We start from the raw sequence: 18,060 nt of genomic DNA, 5'->3' as shown, positions 1-18,060 counted from the left end.
TCACTCTCTCTCCATGTTCAGCGGGAAATGACAGGCGTAAAGATGATTTTTGGCGCCGGTCAGGCGCGGCGTTTCGATACATTTACGCTGAGCATACGGACAACGCGGCCCCAGACGACAGCCTATCGGCAACGATTCCAGCAGCGGAATCGCTCCGGGCAGGGTATTCAGACGGCTCTTGTGCGGCATGGCGCTGCCAAAATCAGGAATGGCGCGGATAAGCGCCTGCGTATATGGATGGTGCGGCGCGGCGATCAGCTCCTCACTCGGGGCAGTTTCGACCGTTTGCCCGCAGTACATCACGTCAATTTTATCCGCCCATTTGCTGAGCATTTGCAGGTCATGGCTGATCAGCAAAATGGTGGTGTTATTGTTCTGGTTCAGGCGCGACAGCAGGCGGAAAATTTGTGCCTGGGTGGTCGGCTCCATCGCGTTGGTGGGTTCATCCGCAATCAGCAAACGCGGCTGATTAGCCAGGGCGATGGCAATCATCACCTTCTGGCATTCACCGTCGGTCAGCTCATACGGGAAGCTGCGCATCGCGTCTTTATGGTCTTTGATCCCGACGCGGTGTAATAGCTCAATGGCGCGGCGCTTGCGCCAGCCGAAACGCTGCCACCAGCGGCCTTTATAGGTCCAGCCGGGAATGTTCTGCATCAGCTGTTTGCCTACGCGCTCGGACGGATCGAGGCAGGACTGTGGCTCCTGGAAAATCATTGAGACGTTATGGCCGACCAGCTTGCGACGCTCGCGCGGGGAGAGGCGCAGCAGGTCTATATCGTCGAACCGCATGCGGTCGGCGGTCACGCGCCAGTTGTCTTTCGCCACGCCGCAGATCGCTTTGGCGATCAGGCTTTTTCCCGAACCAGATTCACCCACCAGCCCGCGAATCTCGCCCTCGGCGAGAGTAATGCTGATGCGATCGACGGCTTTAACCCAGCCTTCACCGGTTTTGAATTCAATGGTGAGGTTGCGAATATCAAGAAGCGGCATTATTGCACCCCCGCGTTAATTGCACGGCGAATACCGTCGCCCAGCAGGTTGATCAGCAACACGCTTACCATAATCGCCGCCCCCGGCAGCATAACCGTCCACGGCGCCACGTAGATCAACTCCAGCGCGTCACCGAGCATCGCACCCCATTCAGGGGATGGCAGCTGCGCGCCGAGGTCGAGGAACCCGAGCGCAGCAATGTCCAGGATCGCCATCGACAGCGCACGGGTGATCTCGGTGACCAGCCCGGCGGCGATGTTTGGCAGAACGGCAAACCACAGAATATTGAAGGTCGTCGCGCCGTCCAGACGGGCCGCAACGACATACTCTTTTTCCAGCTCGTCATGCACCATGCTGTAAACCGAGCGCACGATGCGGGGGAGGATAGCCAGCCAGACGGCGAACATGGCATGCGACAGATGCGGACCGGCAAAGGCAACCACAATGATTGCCAGCAGCAGGGACGGAATCGACAGCAGCGTGTCCAGAATGTGGTTCAGCACCGCCGAGCGCAGGCCATGCGTGGAGCCCGCGAAAATACCGAGCGCCAGTCCACAGAGCGTCGCCGCGAGCGTCACGACAAACGCGCCGCCCACCGTCGGGGCAGCCCCGCTTAACAGACGGCTCAATACGTCGCGTCCGAGATCGTCAGTGCCGAGGAAGAATGAGACTTCGCCGTAGCGTGACCAGGAAGGCGGTAGCAGCTGATAGCCAAGGAACTGCTGATCAATGCCATAAGGCGCAAACCACGAACCAAAGAGGCAAAGCAATACCAGACCGGCGCAGCCATAAAGGCCGATCATTGCCGTGGTGTCACCATAGAACTTACGCCACACGGTACGCAGCGCACCGGGCGTGCGCTTTTCACTGTAAACGTTATCGTAAGGCATACCATTCCTTATGCTTCAATGGGTTAGCCATCGCACCCAAAATATCGGACAACACGTTAACAATAATGACCAGCGAACCAATCACCATCACACCCGCTGAGATAGCAGCATAATCCTGCTGACGGATGGCGTTAATCAGCCAGCGTCCCAGCCCGGGCCAGCTAAAGACCATCTCGGTGATCATGGCCAGCGTAAGCATGGTGGAAAACTGCAGCCCCAGGCGCGGAATTACCGGCGGCAGAGCGTTGTGCAGGACGTTGCGGCGCAATATGGTCAGGCGCGACAATCCGCGCGTGGCGGCAGCTTTGACATAGTTCTGCTCAAACACCTCGATGGTGCTCAGGCGCATCAGACGGATCACCTCGGTTGTCGGCGCAACCGCCAGCGTCAGCACCGGCAGTACCATATGACGCAGGGCGCTGACGATCATCTCATGGCGCCAGACGGAATCGGACAGCCAGGCGTCAATGATGGCAAAACCCGTTACCGTTTTAACCGTATAGAGCAGGTCAAAACGGCCAGAGACCGGTAGCCAACCCATCGTCAGCGAGAAGAACAGCGTCAGCAGCAGCGCCAGCCAGAATACCGGGATAGAGAAGCCGAGCAGGGCAAGGGCGCTGATAAACTTATCCTGCCATTTGTTGCGGTAGATCCCGGCCAGCATGCCCACGGGAATACCTACCATCAGGGCAAAGCCGAAGGCCAGAATGCACAGCTCCATCGTGGCCGGGAACACCTCCTTCAGCTGCTCGGAGATAAGCTGCCCGTTGATGCTCGACACGCCGAAATCCCAGTGCAGCAGACCGTTAAACCAGAACAGCCAGGCATCCCACAGCGATGAGCCCTGTAGCGGGGCGTGGGGCGTGAAATAGCTCAGGCTGAAGCCGACAAAGTTCAGGAAAAAGAGCGTCACCAGCAGTAAAAGGAGCCGACGCAAGGTAAAAATAATCATGGTTTTTTCACCTCTTGTTCTTTTTCACGCGATACGCCAGCGAACGAGGCGTTGCCGAACGGGCTCAGCACCAGGCCTTTAATATCGTAACGGTAGGCCTGAAGGCGCAGGGAAGAGGCCAGCGGCAGCACCGGCAGTTCCTGAGCGAGTATCTTTTGCGCTTCATCGTAAGCGTCAATGCGCGAGGCCAGCTGTTGGGAAGAGAGCGCTTTTTGCAGCACGGCGTCGAACTCCCGGTTACACCAGTGGGCGTAGTTGGTCTGCGAATTTATCGCAGCACAGCTCAGCAGCGGCCGGAAGAAGCTGTCCGGATCGTTACTGTCGGTAGCCCAGCCTGTCAGGGTGAGGTCGTGATTCATATCCATCAGGCGCGCCTCCTGGAAACGGCCCTCAACCGGTACGATGATCACCTTGACGCCCACCTGCGCCATATCCGCCTGCAGCAGTTCAGCGGTTTTCAGCGGGCTCGGGTTCCACGCCTGGGAGCTGGTGGGCACCCAAAGCTGGAGCGTCAGGTTTTCCGCGCCCAGTGCTTTCAGTTGTTCACGCGCTTTTGCCGGATTGTATTCCGTAATTTTAGCCTCACCGTCGTAGGCCCACGAGGCGCGCGGTAAAATTGAGGCGGCGGTTTCCGCCGTGCCGTAGTAGATCGACTGCATCAGACGCTGGTTGTTGATCGCCAGCGCCAGAGCGTGACGTACGGCAGGGTTGTTCAGCGGCGGCTTATCGGTGTTAAAGGCCAGATAAGCGATGTTCATCCCCGGGCGTAACGTCAGGCGCAGACGCGGATCGTCGCGCAAAATGGTGAGCTGGCTGGCAGCGGGCCAGGCGAGCACGTCGCATTCCCCGGTGAGCAGTTTGGAGAGCCGTCCCGTTCCGCCAGACCCGAGATCGACCACCACCTGCGGCATCAGCGGCGTACCGCGCCAGAAATGTTCGTGGCGCTGCAGGCGAATATATTGCCCCGCGCGGTATTCGGCCAGCTGGAACGGGCCGGTACCGACCGGCTGGCGGTCGAGCAGCTCCTGACGATCTTTTTTCGTCAGCTTCGCCGCGTATTCGGCGGACATAACGGACGCATAGTGGGTCGCAAGGTGCCAGAGGAAGGAGGCATCCGGGCGCGTCAGCGTAAATTCAACCGTCCGGCTGTCCAGCTTGCGCACGCTTTTAACGGTGTCGGCAAACTGCAGGCTGTCGAAATAGGGGAAATTATCCCCATTAACGTTATGCCACGGGTGGTTACGGTTAAAGATACGCTGGAAGGTGAAGACCACGTCATCCGCGTTCAGCTTGCGCGTAGGGGTAAACCACGGCGTACGCTGAAACGCGACATCATCGCGCAGGTGAAAACGGTAGGTTGCACCGTTATCCAGGACTTCCCAGCTTTCCGCAAGTTCAGGCACCAGGCGATAGGTGTACGGGTCGACATCAAGCAGACGGTCGTAAAGCTGCGCGGCGAGCGTATCCACAATCAGCCCGCTGCCCGCTTTTTGCGGGTTGAAGGTGTCCACCTGGCCACTTACGCAATAGACGAAGCCGCTGTCACGAATGTCAGGCTGCGTAGACTGCCCGGGCGCAGCAAACGCCAGGCCGCTGAACAGACCGAGTGCAAAAAAGGACGATAAAACCAGACGCATAATTTTTAAGGTTTTTAGGTTCGATCTGCAAAGTGTATCGCACTTACGCCTGCTTCGTAAAAATGTCTGCGGGTAAGTGCCGATATTGTCAGCGCATTTGATGCTTTTTAAGCAATGCCCGTAACTGATGGTAGGTCAGGCCCAGGAGTTCGGCCGCTCGTTTCTGGTTATATTTCGCCGCCTTCAGGCTTTGCTCCAGCAGCTGTTGCTCCTGCTCGTGCTGGAACTGGCGCAAATCAAGGGGCAGCGCGAGAGTATCGCCTGACGATGACGGGGAGGAAACCGGCGGCGCATTGCGCTGAAAAGGATCGATAATGATATTGTCCAGCTCCGTCTCGCTGCTGCCGTGGCGGTAAACAGAACGTTCCACAACGTTCTTCAGTTCGCGGATATTTCCCGGCCAGCGGTAGGCCAGAAGTGTCTCCCGCGCATGATCGCTGAAGCCGGGGAAAAGAGGGAGACCGAGCTCGCGGCACATCTGAATCGCAAATTGTTGAGCAAGCAGCATGATGTCGCTTCTCCTGTCGCGCAGGGGCGGAAGCTGAACGACGTCAAAGGCCAGGCGGTCAAGCAGATCGGCACGGAATTTCTCCTCCGCGACCATCTCCGGCAGATTGGCGTTGGTGGCGCAGACCAGGCGCACGTTAACCTGCAGCGGCTGGCTGCCGCCGACGCGCTCCAGTTCACCATACTCAATCACGCGCAGCAGCTTTTCCTGCACCAGCATCGGCGCGGTGGCGAGTTCATCAAGGAACAGGGTGCCGCCGTCGGCGCGCTCAAAACGTCCCGGATGGCGCTTCTGAGCGCCGGTAAACGCGCCCGCCTCGTGGCCGAACAGCTCGGTGTCGAGCAGGTTTTCATTCAGCGCCGCACAGTTTAGAGAAATGAAGGGGCCGTCCCAGCGTCCGGATAAATAGTGCAGACGGTTAGCAATCAGTTCCTTACCCGTGCCGCGCTCGCCGATAATGAGCACCGGTTTGTTGAGCGGCGCAAGGCGAGAGACCTGTTCCAGCACCTCAAGAAAGCTGTTGGCTTCGCCGAGTAAGTTATCTTTGTATTGAGCCATGATGAAATTAACCACTCCTTAGCGATATTCACCAGGTCAGCATAGTTCTGTGGTGAATAAAAATCAATCACACCGTGTAAAATCAATAAGATAAAAAACTGGCACGGGAATTGTATTATCAGTACAGCAGGGCATAGCCCGATAACAGAACTATGAGGATTTGATTATGGGTATTTTTTCTCGTTTTGCCGACATCGTGAACGCCAACATCAACTCACTGCTGGAGAAAGCAGAAGATCCGCAGAAGCTGGTGCGCCTGATGATTCAGGAGATGGAAGACACGCTGGTTGAAGTGCGTTCTACCTCCGCCCGTGCGCTGGCTGAGAAAAAGCAGTTAACGCGCCGTATTGAGCTGGCCACCGCTCAGCTCAATGAATGGCAGGAAAAGGCGGAACTCGCCCTGCGCAAAGATAAAGAAGATCTTGCTCGCGCGGCGTTAATTGAAAAGCAGAAGCTGGCGGACATGATCGCTACGCTGGAGCATGAAGTCACCCTGGTTGAAGACACGCTCACCCGCATGAAAAAAGAGATTGGTGAGCTCGAAAATAAACTGAGCGAAACCCGCGCGCGTCAGCAGGCGCTGACCCTGCGTCATCAGGCGGCAAGCTCTTCCCGCGACGTGCGTCGTCAGCTGGACAGCGGCAAGCTGGATGAGGCCATGGCGCGTTTTGAGTCATTCGAGCGTCGTATCGACCAGATGGAAGCGGAAGCAGAGAGCCACGGCATCGGTAAGCAAAAGTCGCTGGATCAACAGTTTGCCGACCTGAAAGCGGACGATGAAATCAGCGAGCAGCTGGCGGCATTGAAAGCCAAAATGAAGCAAGATAACCAATAATAATGTTGCGGCACCTGAGCGTGCCGCTAAGCATCCGACGACAAGGAGTACACATGAGCGCGCTTTTCCTGGCCATTCCCCTGACGATTTTCGTGCTGTTTGTTTTGCCGATTTGGCTATGGCTGCACTACAGCAACCGTTCTTCAGGGAACGATTTATCCCAGAGCGAACAACAACGTCTTGCGCAGCTTACCGACCAGGCTAACAAGATGCGCGATCGCATTCAGGCGCTGGAAGCAATCCTGGATGCAGAACATCCTAACTGGAGGGACCGTTAATGTCAGGACTGAATCTGAACAAAAAATTGTGGCGAATTCCACAGCAGGGCATGGTGCGCGGCGTTTGCGCCGGGCTGGCCCATTATCTCGACGTTCCGGTAAAGCTGGTTCGTGTGGTCACGGTGCTGTCGATATTTTTCGGCCTGGCGTTTATCACTTTCGTGGCCTACATCGTGCTGTCGTTTGTACTTGACCCGATGCCGGAAGGCGAACTGGCTGCGGAAGGCGCGCCTACCAGTAACGATCTTCTCAATGCGGTTGACGATCGGCTGGCTGAAGGGGAGAAGCGGTTACGTGAAATGGAACGCTATGTCACATCCGATACCTTTACGCTGAGAAGTCGTTTTCGTCAGCTTTAAGAGAGAATATACATGAAGAAAAACTGGCAACAGGCCGGTCAGAAGGTAAAACCCGGCCTGAAAATCGCAGGTAAACTGGTTCTGATGACGGCGTTACGTTACGGCCCGGCAGGTGTGGCGGGCTGGGCGATCAAATCTGTTGCCCGCAAGCCGGTCAGAATGTTGCTGGCCGTAGCGCTTGAACCTCTGTTGCAAAAAGCGGCAAAGCGGCTGTCACGCCGTTACTTATCCCGATAATTCACGCTCGCGTTAGCCCTTTCTCTCCCCGGAAGGGCTAACGACATTTCATCCCTTTCCCTCACTTTCTTTGCGGCAGCTCACATTACTGCACAGAGCTGCTTTGTAATTGCGTTTTTCAGCCTCCCGGTTCGTTGACAGATATTTTTCAGGGGAGTAGATTGCCCTTCGTGGGACCGCTACCATGGAAAATAATGTGAACGCAAAAATTAAAAAACTTATCAATCATATTTACGGTGAATCATTTTCTGAAGCACATTTTAAAGTGTTATTAACAAAGCTTGAACAAGCTGCTGTTGATATTACAGAAAAGCGTAAATCAGGCTGGGATGAAAAAGATGTCGTTCTGATCACCTACGCCGATCAGTTCTCCGCGAAAGGGGAGAAAGCGTTGCCGGTATTTACCCGCTTTTATAATGAGTGGCTTGCTCGCACGTTTTCCCATGTCCACCTTTTACCTTTTTATCCGTGGTCCTCTGATGACGGATTTTCCGTTATTGATTACCACAACGTTGCGCCTGAAACCGGGACCTGGCAAGACGTTGCTGATTTAAAACAGTCTGCCAGCTTAATGTTTGATTTCGTCTGCAACCATATGTCAGCAAAAAGTGAATGGTTTGCTAATTATCTTGCGCAGAAACCTGGCTACGAAGATTTCTTTATTGCTGTCGATCCTGAAACTGATTTATCTGCGGTGACGCGTCCTCGCGCATTACCGTTGCTGACGCCATTTACGCTGCATGATGGCAGCGTGCGTCATCTTTGGACCACCTTCAGCGATGACCAGATCGATCTCAACTTCGCCTCGCCTCAGGTGCTGATTGCGATGGTTGACGTGCTGCTCCATTACCTGGCGGAAGGGGCGCGTTATATCCGTCTGGACGCCGTCGGATTTATGTGGAAGATCCCTGGAACAAGCTGTATCCATCTGGAACAGACTCACTGCCTTATCCAGCTTTTCCGTGCTATTACCGAGGCCGTGGCGCCGGGTACCGTGATCATTACTGAGACGAACGTTCCGCATAAGGACAATATCTCTTATTTCGGTGACGGTGAAAATGAAGCGCAGATGGTCTACCAGTTCTCCTTGCCGCCGCTGGTGCTGCATGCTGTGCACCGTCAGGATGTTAACGCTCTCTGTCAGTGGGCGGGATCGCTGGCGCTGCCTTCAACAACAACGACCTGGTTCAATTTCCTGGCGTCTCATGACGGTATCGGTCTGAACCCACTGCGCGGCATTCTGCCGGAATCAGAAATCCTCGCACTGGTTGAGAAACTTCAGCAGGAAGGGGCACTGGTCAACTGGAAAAATAATCCTGACGGTACGCGCAGTCCTTACGAAATTAATGTGACCTATCTTGACGCGTTAAGCGCGCAAAACACTTCAGATGATGAGCGCATTGCGCGCTTTATTCTGGCGCATGCGGTGCTGTTAAGTTTCCCTGGTGTACCTGCCGTGTATATTCAAAGTATTCTTGGCTCCCGTAACGATTATGAAGGGGTCGAGCGCCTCGGCTATAACCGCGCGATAAACCGCAAGAAATATACTGCAGGTCAGGTTGATCTCGAACTTAACAATAAAAATAGCATTCGTCATAAAATTTATTCCCGTTTAAGCGAGTTTATTGCGATTCGTCGTGGGGAAAGTGCGTTTCACCCTGATGCCCAGGCATTTTTTGAATCACTGGATGAACAAATTCTTAAAATCGTTCGCGTGGCTAAAAACGGTGAGAGAATTACAGCCCTGTTTAATTTTAGTAATAACGTTCATACCGTTTATGGGGACACGCTTACTGGTATGGAATTACTATCAGGACAAGCTGTTAGCGGTAAAGAGCTGACCCTCAATCCATGGCAGGTTATGTGGATTAAAGAAAACTAAAAAGGACCCTAAAATGAAAATGCCCAAAATTGTGCTGTTATCAGCACTGGTTTCGTGCGCCCTGTTATCAGGCTGTAAAGATGATAAAGCGTCTGCTGTGACCATTGAGTTCATGCACTCGTCAGTAGAGCAGGAGCGCCAGGCGGTTATTACGAAACTGATCGAAAAATTCGAGAAAGAAAACCCCGGCATTACGGTGAAGCAGGTGCCGGTGGAAGAAGATGCCTACAACACCAAAGTGATTACGCTCGCCAGAACGGGCGCGCTGCCTGAAGTGATTGAAGTCAGCCATGATTACGCGAAAGTCATGGATAAGGAACAACTGCTGGATCGCAAGGCTATCGGTGAAGCCATTGAAGCGGTAGGCGAAAAGACCTTCTATGACGGGATCCTGCGTGTTGTGCGTACTGAAGACGGCACAGCCTGGACGGGGGTGCCGATGAGCGCCTGGCTGTCCGGCATCTGGTATCACAAAGATGTGCTTGCCGCTGCGGGTATTCAGGAACCGCATAACTGGGAACAGCTGCTGAAAGCCAGCCAGAAGCTTAACGACCCGGCCAACAAACATTACGGTATTGCGCTGCCCACCGCGGAAAGCGTCATGACCGAGCAGGCGTTCTCCCAGTTTGCGCTTTCCGGCGGCGCGAAGGTTTTTGATGCCAACGGAAACGTTGAAATTGACACCCCTGAAATGGCAAAAGCGCTGGCGTTCTATAAAGCGCTGGCCGCAACCACCATGCCGGGCTCGAACGACGTCATGGAGATCAAAGATGCCTTCATGAACGGTTCTGCACCGATGGCCGTCTATTCCACCTACATCCTGCCGGCGGTATTCCAGGATGGTAACCCTGCCAATCTTGGCTTCGTTGTCCCGACAGAAAAGTCCTCAGCCGTTTATGGCATGGTCACCTCGTTGACGATCACCAGCGGACAAACCGAAGAAGAAACGCAAGCGGCTGAAAAGTTTGTGACGTGGATGGAGCAGGCTCAAAACGCAACCGACTGGGTCATGATGTCGCCGGGCGCGGCGCTGCCGGTGAACACGCTGGTCGTAGGAACGGATACCTGGAAAAACAACGAGGTGATTAAAGCGTTTGGGCAACTGCCTTATGAACTGATCGCCCAATTCCCGAACGTACAGGTGTTTGGCGCTGTTGGCGACAAAAACTTCACGCGCATGGGCGATGTGACAGGGTCCGGCATTATCAGCTCCATGGTGCATAACGTCACCGTGGGTAAACAAGATCTCAGCGCAACGCTTAGCAAGAGCCAGACGCGACTGACTGACCTGATTTTACAACGATAGGAGCGCTCTGCGGAAGGAAATTATGAAGACGTTGTTTTCTGGTCGTTCAGATATGCCTTTCGCCATGCTGCTGTTGGCCCCCAGCCTGATTTTGCTGGGGGGCCTGGTGGCCTGGCCAATGATTTCCAATATTGAAATCAGTTTCTTACGCCTGCCGCTTAACCCGCGTATTGATGCGGTGTTTGTTGGCCTGGATAACTACATCCGCATTCTGGGGGATGCTGCGTTCTGGCACTCGCTGTGGACGACGTTCTGGTATACGGCGCTGGTCGTGCTCGGCAGCACCGGGCTGGGGCTTGCCGTCGCCATCTTCTTTAACCGTGAGTTTCGTCTTCGGAAGACGGCGCGTTCGCTGGTGATTTTATCCTACGTGACGCCCTCTATTTCCCTGGTATTTGCCTGGAAATACATGTTCAACAACGGCTACGGCATTGTGAACTATCTGGGCGTCGATCTGCTGCATCTGTATGACCAGGCGCCGCTCTGGTTCGATAACCCTGGCAGCAGCTTCGTGCTGGTGGTGCTATTCGCCATCTGGCGCTACTTCCCGTATGCCTTTATCTCATTCCTGGCGATTTTGCAGACCATTGATAAATCGCTGTATGAAGCGGCAGAGATGGACGGAGCCAACGCCTGGCAGCGTTTCCGTATCGTCACGTTGCCCGCCATCATGCCTGTACTGGCAACGGTGGTGACGCTACGAACCATCTGGATGTTCTACATGTTTGCAGATGTCTATCTGCTGACTACGAAGGTCGATATTTTGGGCGTCTATCTCTATAAAACGGCCTTTGCTTTCAACGATCTGGGTAAAGCCGCCGCTATCTCCGTGGTGCTGTTCGTGATCATCTTCGCCGTCATTCTGCTGACCAGAAAAAGGGTAAACCTCAATGGCAACAAATAAACGCGTGCTGGGCCGTATTGGTTTTTATCTGGGGCTGGCGGTGTTTCTCATCATCACGCTGTTCCCGTTCTTCGTGATGCTGATGACGTCGTTTAAAAGCGCAAAAGAGGCGATCTCGCTGCATCCGACGATTCTGCCGCAGGAGTGGACGTTACAGCATTACATCGACATTTTTAACCCACTGATTTTCCCGTTTGTGGATTACTTCCGCAACAGCATGGTGGTGTCGCTGACCTCATCAGTGATTGCGGTGTTTCTCGGTACATTAGGTGCCTACGCCTTGTCCAAACTGCGGTTCAAAGGACGCACGACGATCAATGCGAGTTTTTACACCGTCTACATGTTCTCCGGGATTTTATTGGTGGTGCCGCTGTTCAAAATCATCACCGCACTCGGGATCTACGATACCGAACTGGCGCTGATTATCACCATGGTGACCCAGACGTTGCCGACGGCGGTATTCATGCTGCGCAGTTACTTCGACACCATTCCGGACGAAATAGAAGAAGCCGCGATGATGGACGGCCTTAACCGTCTGCAAATCATCTTTCGCATCACCGTGCCGCTGGCGATTTCTGGTCTGGTGTCGGTGTTTGTCTACTGCTTCATGGTGGCGTGGAACGACTATTTGTTTGCTTCCATTTTCCTGTCCAGCGCCAGCAATTTCACCCTGCCGGTAGGACTCAACACCCTGTTTAGCACGCCAGATTACATCTGGGGTCGCATGATGGCGGCATCGCTGGTCACGGCACTGCCTGTGGTCATCATGTACGCGCTGTCTGAACGTTTTATTAAAAGTGGTTTGACCGCCGGTGGCGTGAAGGGCTGAGGCGGCCAATTTTTTATCAGGAGTCAGTCATGAAAAAGTTAGTTGCGACAGCGCCACGCGTGGCGGCGCTGGTGGAGTATGAAGACCGTGCTGTGGAAGCACATGAAGTGAAAATTCGCGCCCGCTTTGGCGCCCCGAAGCACGGAACGGAAGTCGTGGATTTCCGCGCGGCAAGCCCGTTTATTGATGAAGAGTTCAACGCAGAGTGGCAGATGTTCACGCCGCGTGAAGAGGGCGCTGCGCGCGGTATCGAATTCGGTAAGTTCCAGCTGGGCAACATGATCGTTGGCGACATTATTGAATGCGGTGCAGACGTAACGGAATACCAGATCGGCGACAGCGTCTGCTGCTACGGCCCGCTGCAGGAAACGGTCATCGTTAACGCGGTGAACAACTATAAGCTGCGTAAAATGCCGCAGGGCGCGTCCTGGAAGAATGCCGTTTGCTACGATCCGGCGCAGTTCGCCATGAGCGGCGTGCGTGATGCCAATGTCCGTGTGGGTGACTTTGTTGTCGTGGTCGGTCTGGGAGCCATCGGACAGATTGCGATTCAGCTGGCGAAAAAAGCCGGTGCGTCAGTGGTTATCGGCGTTGATCCGATTGAACACCGCTGTGAGATCGCTCGCCGTCACGGCGCGGACCACTGCCTGAATCCAATCGGTACCGATGTCGGTCTGGAAATCAAAAAGCTGACCGGGAAGCAGGGCGCGGACGTGATCATCGAAACCAGCGGCTTTGCGGATGCGCTGCAGTCCGCGCTGCGCGGTCTCGCCTACGGCGGCACCATCTCCTACGTGGCCTTCGCCAAACCGTTTGCGGCAGGCTTCAACCTGGGGCGCGAAGCGCACTTCAACAACGCGAAGATTGTCTTCTCCCGCGCCTGCAGTGAACCGAACCCGGACTATCCGCGCTGGAGCCGCAAGCGTATCGAAGAGACCTGCTGGGAATTGCTGATGAACGGTTATCTGAACTGTGAAGATCTGATCGACCCGGTCGTGACCTTCACCACCAGCCCGGAAAGCTATATGAAGTATGTCGATCAGCATCCGGAACTCAGTATCAAAATGGGCGTCACTTTTTAAGCTAAGGACAGCAAATCATGAAGATCGCAACACAAAACCAGGCCTTTTTCCCGACCAACATCATGGAAAAATTCGAGTACATCAAAGCGATGGGTTTTGATGGCTACGAAATTGACGGACGTCTGCTGGTGGAAAATCTCGACGAAGTGAAAGCCGCTATCAAAGCCACGGGCCTGCCGGTGACGACAGCATGTGGCGGGTACGATGGCTGGATCGGTGATTTCATCGAAGAACGCCGTCTGAACGGATTACAGCAGATCGAACGCATTCTGGAAGCGCTGGCGGAAGTCGGCGGAAAGGGCATTATCGTGCCTGCTGCCTGGGGCATGTTTACCTTCCGTCTGCCGCCAATGACCTCTCCACGCAGCCTGGACGGTGACCGCAAAGCCGTAAGCGCCTCGCTGCGCTGGCTGGATGAGGTGGCCGCGCGCACCGGCACCACCGTCTACCTGGAGCCGCTGAACCGCTACCAGGATCATATGCTCAACACCCTGGCAGACGCGCGTCGTTATATCGAAGAGAACGGCCTGAAGCACGTGCAGATCATCGGTGATTTCTATCACATGAACATTGAAGAAGACTCGCTAACGGACGCGCTGCATCAGAACCGCGATCTGCTGGGTCATGTTCACATTGCAGATAACCACCGCTATCAGCCGGGCAGCGGCAGCCTCGATTTCGCCAGCCTGTTCGATCAGCTGCGTGCCGATAACTATCAGGGATACGTGGTGTATGAATGCCGTGTTCGCGCCGAGGATCCGGCTAAGGCTTATCAGGACTCTCTCACTTATTTGCGTGAATGCTAAGGATGACGAGCGTGATGAGTGCTTCTACACCTTCGCCTCTGCGCGTCGCCATTATTGGCGCCGGGCAGGTCGCGGACAAAGTGCATGCCTCGTATTACGCCACGCGCAGTGATGTTCAAATGGTGGCTGTCATGGACAGCCGCCTTGAGCAGGCACAGGCGTTCGCGGAACGTTATGCTATTCCATCGGCATGGCAGGACGCTCACGAGATGTTGCAGGCAGTAAAACCGGATGTGGTGAGCGTCTGTTCGCCCAACCGGTTCCATTTTGAACATGTGATGGCGGCGCTCGAGGCGGGTTGCCATGTGATGTGTGAAAAGCCCCCGGCGATGACGCCGCAGCAGGCTGATGAGATGCGCATCGCGGCGCGCAAGGCAGGAAAAGTTCTGGCCTATGATTTTCACCATCGCTTTGCCCTGGATACCCAACTGCTGCGCGATGCGGTAATGAACGGAACGCTCGGTGAAGTTTACTTTACCTCAGCGCAGGCGCTGCGTCGCTGCGGTGTACCGGGGTGGGGCGTTTTTACCAACAAATCGCTACAGGGCGGTGGACCGCTGATTGATATCGGCATTCATATGCTCGACGCCGCAATGTATGTCCTGGGTTTCCCGGCGGTAAAACGGGTGACTGCGCACAGCTTCCAGAGGCTGGCAAACCGTAAAAGCACCGGTCAGTTTGGCGAGTGGGATCCTGCGCAATTTACCGTGGAAGATGCGCTGTTTGGCACGATTGAATTCTGCAACGGCGGCATTTTGCGTCTGGACACCTCCTTTGCGCTTAACATTCGCGAGCAGTCGATCATGAACGTCTCTTTCTGCGGTGAAAAGGCGGGTGCAACGCTGTTCCCGGCGCACATCTACAACGACGAAGCCGGTGTTTTAGAAAGCCTTACCCAGCGCGAAGAGGCGGACGATCAGCGCCATCTGCGCAGCATGGATGCCTTCGTACGTCACGTGCTGGGAGAGCCCGTGATGATTGCCGATGCAGAACAGGGACTGGTAATTCAGCAGCTTGTTGGCGCGCTTTATGAATCCGCAGAAACAGGGGAAAGCGTAACACTATGCTGAACGTCTCTGTATTAACCGATCCGGGCTTTTGTCCACACAGCCTGAATAAATACGCCTCCATCATGGCATGCGGCAATGGCTACATGGGCATTCGCGCTGCGCATGAAGAAGAGTACACCCAGCAGACCAGAGGCATGTATCTCGCTGGGCTGTATCATCGCGCGGGGCGCAACGAGACCACCGAGCTGGTCAATCTGCCGGATATCACCGGTATTGATGTAGAGCTGGACGGCGTCAATTTCACCCTCCTGGCTGGGGAAATTCTTGAGTGGCAGCGCGAGCTGGCCTTCGCTAACGGCGAACTGCATCGTAACGTTGTCTGGCGTTCGCCCGACGGGAAACGCTATCGGCTGGAGAGTCGTCGTTTTGTGTCGCTGGACCAGTTGCCATTAGTGGCTATGCAGCTCGCGATCACGCCCCTTGATGGCGCCACGCAGGCAATGCTTAAAACCGGCATCGACGCAACGCAAACGAACAGCGGCAGACAGCATCTGGATGAAATCTCGGTCAGGGTCTTTGATCAGCACTATATGCAGGGGGTGTATGAAACGCAGGATCGGGCGTCGGAGGTTGTTGTTTCGGCGTTTTGTCAGCTCTCCGCGAAGAGCGACAGCTGTTTCACCGCCAAAAATCGGCGTCTCAGCGTACATCATTCACTGACCATTGCTCAGGGTGACACTGTCACGCTTGAAAAGATCGTCTGGGTGACACATCGCAGCGATAAAGCGCTGTCACAGGAGTCTTTTGCGCGCAACGCGCTGGCCGATCTCAAAGTTTCTGCCGCAAGAGGTTACGACGCATTGCTTGAAAGCTCAGCGTATGCCTGGAAAGAGGTCTGGCGTGATGCCCGGGTGGAAGTGACTTCCGCAGAGCAACAGGATCAGATGGCGCTGGATTATGCGGTCTGGCATCTGACCACGATGACGCCTGCCCATGATGAGCGAAGCAGTATCGCTGCGAAGGGGCTGACGGGAGAGGGGTATAAAGGCCACGTCTTCTGGGATACCGAAATTTTCCTGCTGCCTTTCCATCTGTTTACCCGCCCGCAGGTTGCCCGCAGCCTGCTGCGCTATCGCTGGCTTAATCTGGCTGGCGCACGGGAAAAAGCCCGTCGTAACGGCTGGCCTGGCGCGTTGTTCCCATGGGAAAGCGCCGCAAGCGGTGAGGAAGAGACGCCGGAGTTCGCGGCAATCAACATCCGCACCGGGGTACGCCAGAAGGTGGCTTCCGCACTTGCTGAGCATCACATCGTGGCTGATATTGCCTGGGCCGTCGTTGCGTACTGGCAGGCGACGCATGATGACGCCTTTATGCGTAACGAAGGCCTGACGCTGCTGATGGAAACGGCTTTGTTCTGGATGGGACGCGCAACGGATGTCAATGGTCGTCTGGAAATCCATGATGTGATCGGACCGGACGAATACACCGAGCACGTGAACAACAACGCTTACACCAATTATCTGGCCTGGCACAACGTTGCCTGTGCGCGCCAGTTTATGGCGATGTTCGGGCGTGAGGATGAGCGTTTTACGGAGAATGCCGCGCAGTTCCTGGCGCGCTTATGGCTACCGGAGGCCGATGCAGACGGTGTGATCCCGCAGGATGATTCCTTCATGTCAAAACCTGCCATCGATCTGAGCCGCTACAAAGCCAAAGCGGGTAAACAGACGATTCTGCTCGATTATTCCCGCGCGGAAGTGAACGAGATGCAGATCCTTAAGCAGGCCGATGTGGTGATGCTTAACTACCTGCTGCCAGAACGGTTTACGCCACGGCAATGCGCCGCCAATCTGGCGTTCTATGAGCCACGCACGATCCATGATTCGTCCCTGAGCAAGGCCATTCACGGGATTGTGCTCGCGCGCTGCGGTGACACGCAGGGGGCCTATGCCTTCTGGCGCGATGGCATCGCCATTGATTTGGGCGAGGATCCGCACAGCAGCGATGAGGGCATTCATGCCGCGGCAACCGGTGCGATCTGGTCTGGCGCAATTCAGGGATTTGCTGGCCTGCAAATCATTGAAGGGGAACTGCATCTCGCGCCAAAACTGCCTGCTCACTGGCAGAAACTCGCTTTTCCGCTGCGGTGGCGGAACGCAGCAATGCACTTCACGTATGAAAACGAAGTGTTAACCATTGAAACCACGGCGCCTGCCACGCTGACGCTGTGGGGCAAAACGCTGCATGTATCGGAGCGAAAAGTTTGCTTCTGGAAGGACTTTTCTGCATCCGCATCTGGGACCGCTACCACGGAGGGGCGCCATGACGCTTAAGGCTGTTGTATTCGATCTGGACGGTGTGATCACCGATACCGCGCATCTCCACTTTCTGGCCTGGCGTGCCGTGGCGGAAGAGATTGGCATCACCTTTGATGAAGTTTTTAACGAACAGCTGAAGGGGATAAGCCGCATGGATTCCCTCCAGCGCATTCTGAAGCACGGCGGAAAAGAGGGGATATTTAGCGAGGAGCAATGCCTGGCGCTTGCGACGAAAAAAAATGCGCTTTACGTCCAGTCGCTGGCATCACTGACGCAGGATTCTCTGCTGCCGGGGATCCGCGACGTGCTGGCGGAGATCCGTGCCGCGAAGGTCAAGATTGGGCTGGCATCCGTATCGCTCAATGCCCCAGGGATTTTGCACGCGCTGGGCATTCATCAGGCCTTCGATTTTTGCGCTGATGCTTCCCGCATTTGCCGTTCAAAGCCGGACCCGGAGATCTTCCTTGCGGCCTGTGCGGGGCTGAACGTGCGTCCTGCAGAGGCGATTGGCATTGAAGATGCCGCTGCGGGTGTTGAAGCAATCAACGCCGCAGGAATGCTGTCGGTCGGGATTGGGCCTGGCCTTAACCATGCGGGATTACAACTTCATTCAACGCGGGAACTGACCTGGAAATGCCTGACAGAATTCTGGGCGTCCCGGGCGTATTGATAAGGA

General features: G+C 55.2%; 18 protein-coding genes. 13 read left to right on the top strand and 5 right to left on the bottom strand.

Going from position 1 to position 18,060, the window contains the following annotated elements:
- The 5 genes from sapD to pspF form a co-directional block, all read right to left on the bottom strand.
- Complete coding sequence (gene sapD / locus IM314_RS02795; protein WP_028013384.1) at nucleotides 1-993, bottom strand: putrescine export ABC transporter ATP-binding protein SapD; 993 nt, start codon at nucleotides 991-993, stop codon at nucleotides 1-3.
- The gene (gene sapC / locus IM314_RS02790) at nucleotides 993-1,883 is read right to left on the bottom strand and encodes a putrescine export ABC transporter permease SapC (protein ID WP_028013383.1); all 891 of its coding nucleotides are present in this window, start codon (nucleotides 1,881-1,883) and stop codon (nucleotides 993-995) included. The genes sapD and sapC overlap by 1 nt, the downstream gene beginning before the upstream one ends.
- Nucleotides 1,870-2,835 (bottom strand): putrescine export ABC transporter permease SapB, encoded by a 966-nt coding sequence (sapB, locus tag IM314_RS02785; protein ID WP_041909670.1) that lies wholly within the window; start codon nucleotides 2,833-2,835, stop codon nucleotides 1,870-1,872. Before sapB ends, sapC begins: the two co-directional genes overlap by 14 nt.
- Nucleotides 2,832-4,472 carry an ABC transporter substrate-binding protein SapA gene (sapA, locus tag IM314_RS02780; protein ID WP_193358166.1) on the bottom strand — a complete coding sequence of 547 codons (1,641 nt, stop codon included), beginning with the start codon at nucleotides 4,470-4,472 and terminating at the stop codon, nucleotides 2,832-2,834. Before sapA ends, sapB begins: the two co-directional genes overlap by 4 nt.
- 88 nt (nucleotides 4,473-4,560) lie before the next feature.
- Nucleotides 4,561-5,553 carry a phage shock protein operon transcriptional activator gene (pspF, locus tag IM314_RS02775; RefSeq protein ID WP_192829015.1) on the bottom strand — a complete coding sequence of 331 codons (993 nt, stop codon included), beginning with the start codon at nucleotides 5,551-5,553 and terminating at the stop codon, nucleotides 4,561-4,563.
- Between the two features lie 151 nt (nucleotides 5,554-5,704).
- Here pspF and pspA point away from each other — a divergent pair, with 151 nt between their 5' ends.
- The 13 genes from pspA (at nucleotide 5,705) to pgmB (ending at nucleotide 18,054) form a co-directional block, all read left to right on the top strand.
- Nucleotides 5,705-6,373, top strand: a complete 669-nt coding sequence (pspA, locus tag IM314_RS02770; RefSeq protein ID WP_193358167.1) for a phage shock protein PspA — start codon at nucleotides 5,705-5,707, stop codon at nucleotides 6,371-6,373.
- 53 nt (nucleotides 6,374-6,426) lie between these two features.
- Nucleotides 6,427-6,651: an envelope stress response membrane protein PspB gene (gene pspB / locus IM314_RS02765; protein WP_028013378.1), complete on the top strand. Its 225-nt coding sequence runs from the start codon at nucleotides 6,427-6,429 to the stop codon at nucleotides 6,649-6,651.
- Nucleotides 6,651-7,010 carry an envelope stress response membrane protein PspC gene (pspC, locus tag IM314_RS02760; RefSeq protein ID WP_028013377.1) on the top strand — a complete coding sequence of 120 codons (360 nt, stop codon included), beginning with the start codon at nucleotides 6,651-6,653 and terminating at the stop codon, nucleotides 7,008-7,010. The genes pspB and pspC overlap by 1 nt, the downstream gene beginning before the upstream one ends.
- 12 nt (nucleotides 7,011-7,022) lie before the next feature.
- Complete coding sequence (gene pspD / locus IM314_RS02755) at nucleotides 7,023-7,247, top strand: phage shock protein PspD (protein ID WP_028013376.1); 225 nt, start codon at nucleotides 7,023-7,025, stop codon at nucleotides 7,245-7,247.
- 184 nt (nucleotides 7,248-7,431) lie between these two features.
- Nucleotides 7,432-9,129, top strand: a complete 1,698-nt coding sequence (locus IM314_RS02750; RefSeq protein ID WP_193358168.1) for a sugar phosphorylase — start codon at nucleotides 7,432-7,434, stop codon at nucleotides 9,127-9,129.
- Between the two features lie 13 nt (nucleotides 9,130-9,142).
- Entirely contained in the window at nucleotides 9,143-10,435 is a 1,293-nt protein-coding gene (locus IM314_RS02745; protein WP_193358169.1) for an ABC transporter substrate-binding protein, read from the top strand.
- Between the two features lie 22 nt (nucleotides 10,436-10,457).
- Complete coding sequence (locus tag IM314_RS02740) at nucleotides 10,458-11,339, top strand: carbohydrate ABC transporter permease (protein WP_193358170.1); 882 nt, start codon at nucleotides 10,458-10,460, stop codon at nucleotides 11,337-11,339.
- Entirely contained in the window at nucleotides 11,326-12,168 is an 843-nt protein-coding gene (locus IM314_RS02735) for a carbohydrate ABC transporter permease (protein WP_003856865.1), read from the top strand. The genes IM314_RS02740 and IM314_RS02735 overlap by 14 nt, the downstream gene beginning before the upstream one ends.
- A gap of 29 nt (nucleotides 12,169-12,197) precedes the next feature.
- The gene (locus IM314_RS02730) at nucleotides 12,198-13,250 is read left to right on the top strand and encodes a zinc-binding alcohol dehydrogenase (protein ID WP_041909681.1); all 1,053 of its coding nucleotides are present in this window, start codon (nucleotides 12,198-12,200) and stop codon (nucleotides 13,248-13,250) included.
- A gap of 17 nt (nucleotides 13,251-13,267) precedes the next feature.
- Nucleotides 13,268-14,056 carry a sugar phosphate isomerase/epimerase gene (locus tag IM314_RS02725; RefSeq protein WP_193358171.1) on the top strand — a complete coding sequence of 263 codons (789 nt, stop codon included), beginning with the start codon at nucleotides 13,268-13,270 and terminating at the stop codon, nucleotides 14,054-14,056.
- 11 nt (nucleotides 14,057-14,067) lie between these two features.
- On the top strand, nucleotides 14,068-15,126 hold the full coding sequence (locus IM314_RS02720; protein ID WP_193358172.1) for a Gfo/Idh/MocA family protein: 1,059 nt from the start codon (nucleotides 14,068-14,070) through the stop codon (nucleotides 15,124-15,126).
- Nucleotides 15,120-17,399, top strand: a complete 2,280-nt coding sequence (locus tag IM314_RS02715) for a glycoside hydrolase family 65 protein (RefSeq protein WP_193358173.1) — start codon at nucleotides 15,120-15,122, stop codon at nucleotides 17,397-17,399. The genes IM314_RS02720 and IM314_RS02715 overlap by 7 nt, the downstream gene beginning before the upstream one ends.
- Nucleotides 17,389-18,054: a beta-phosphoglucomutase gene (gene pgmB / locus IM314_RS02710; protein WP_150144014.1), complete on the top strand. Its 666-nt coding sequence runs from the start codon at nucleotides 17,389-17,391 to the stop codon at nucleotides 18,052-18,054. Before IM314_RS02715 ends, pgmB begins: the two co-directional genes overlap by 11 nt.
- The last annotated feature ends 6 nt before the right edge of the window (nucleotides 18,055-18,060 follow it).

Origin of the sequence: Enterobacter cloacae complex sp. P42RS, from assembly GCF_014930595.1 — a bacterium.
GTDB lineage: Bacteria > Pseudomonadota > Gammaproteobacteria > Enterobacterales > Enterobacteriaceae > Enterobacter > Enterobacter bugandensis.
The sequence above is the reverse complement of the archived record's forward strand: the minus strand, read 5'-3'. Positions and strand labels throughout refer to the sequence as shown.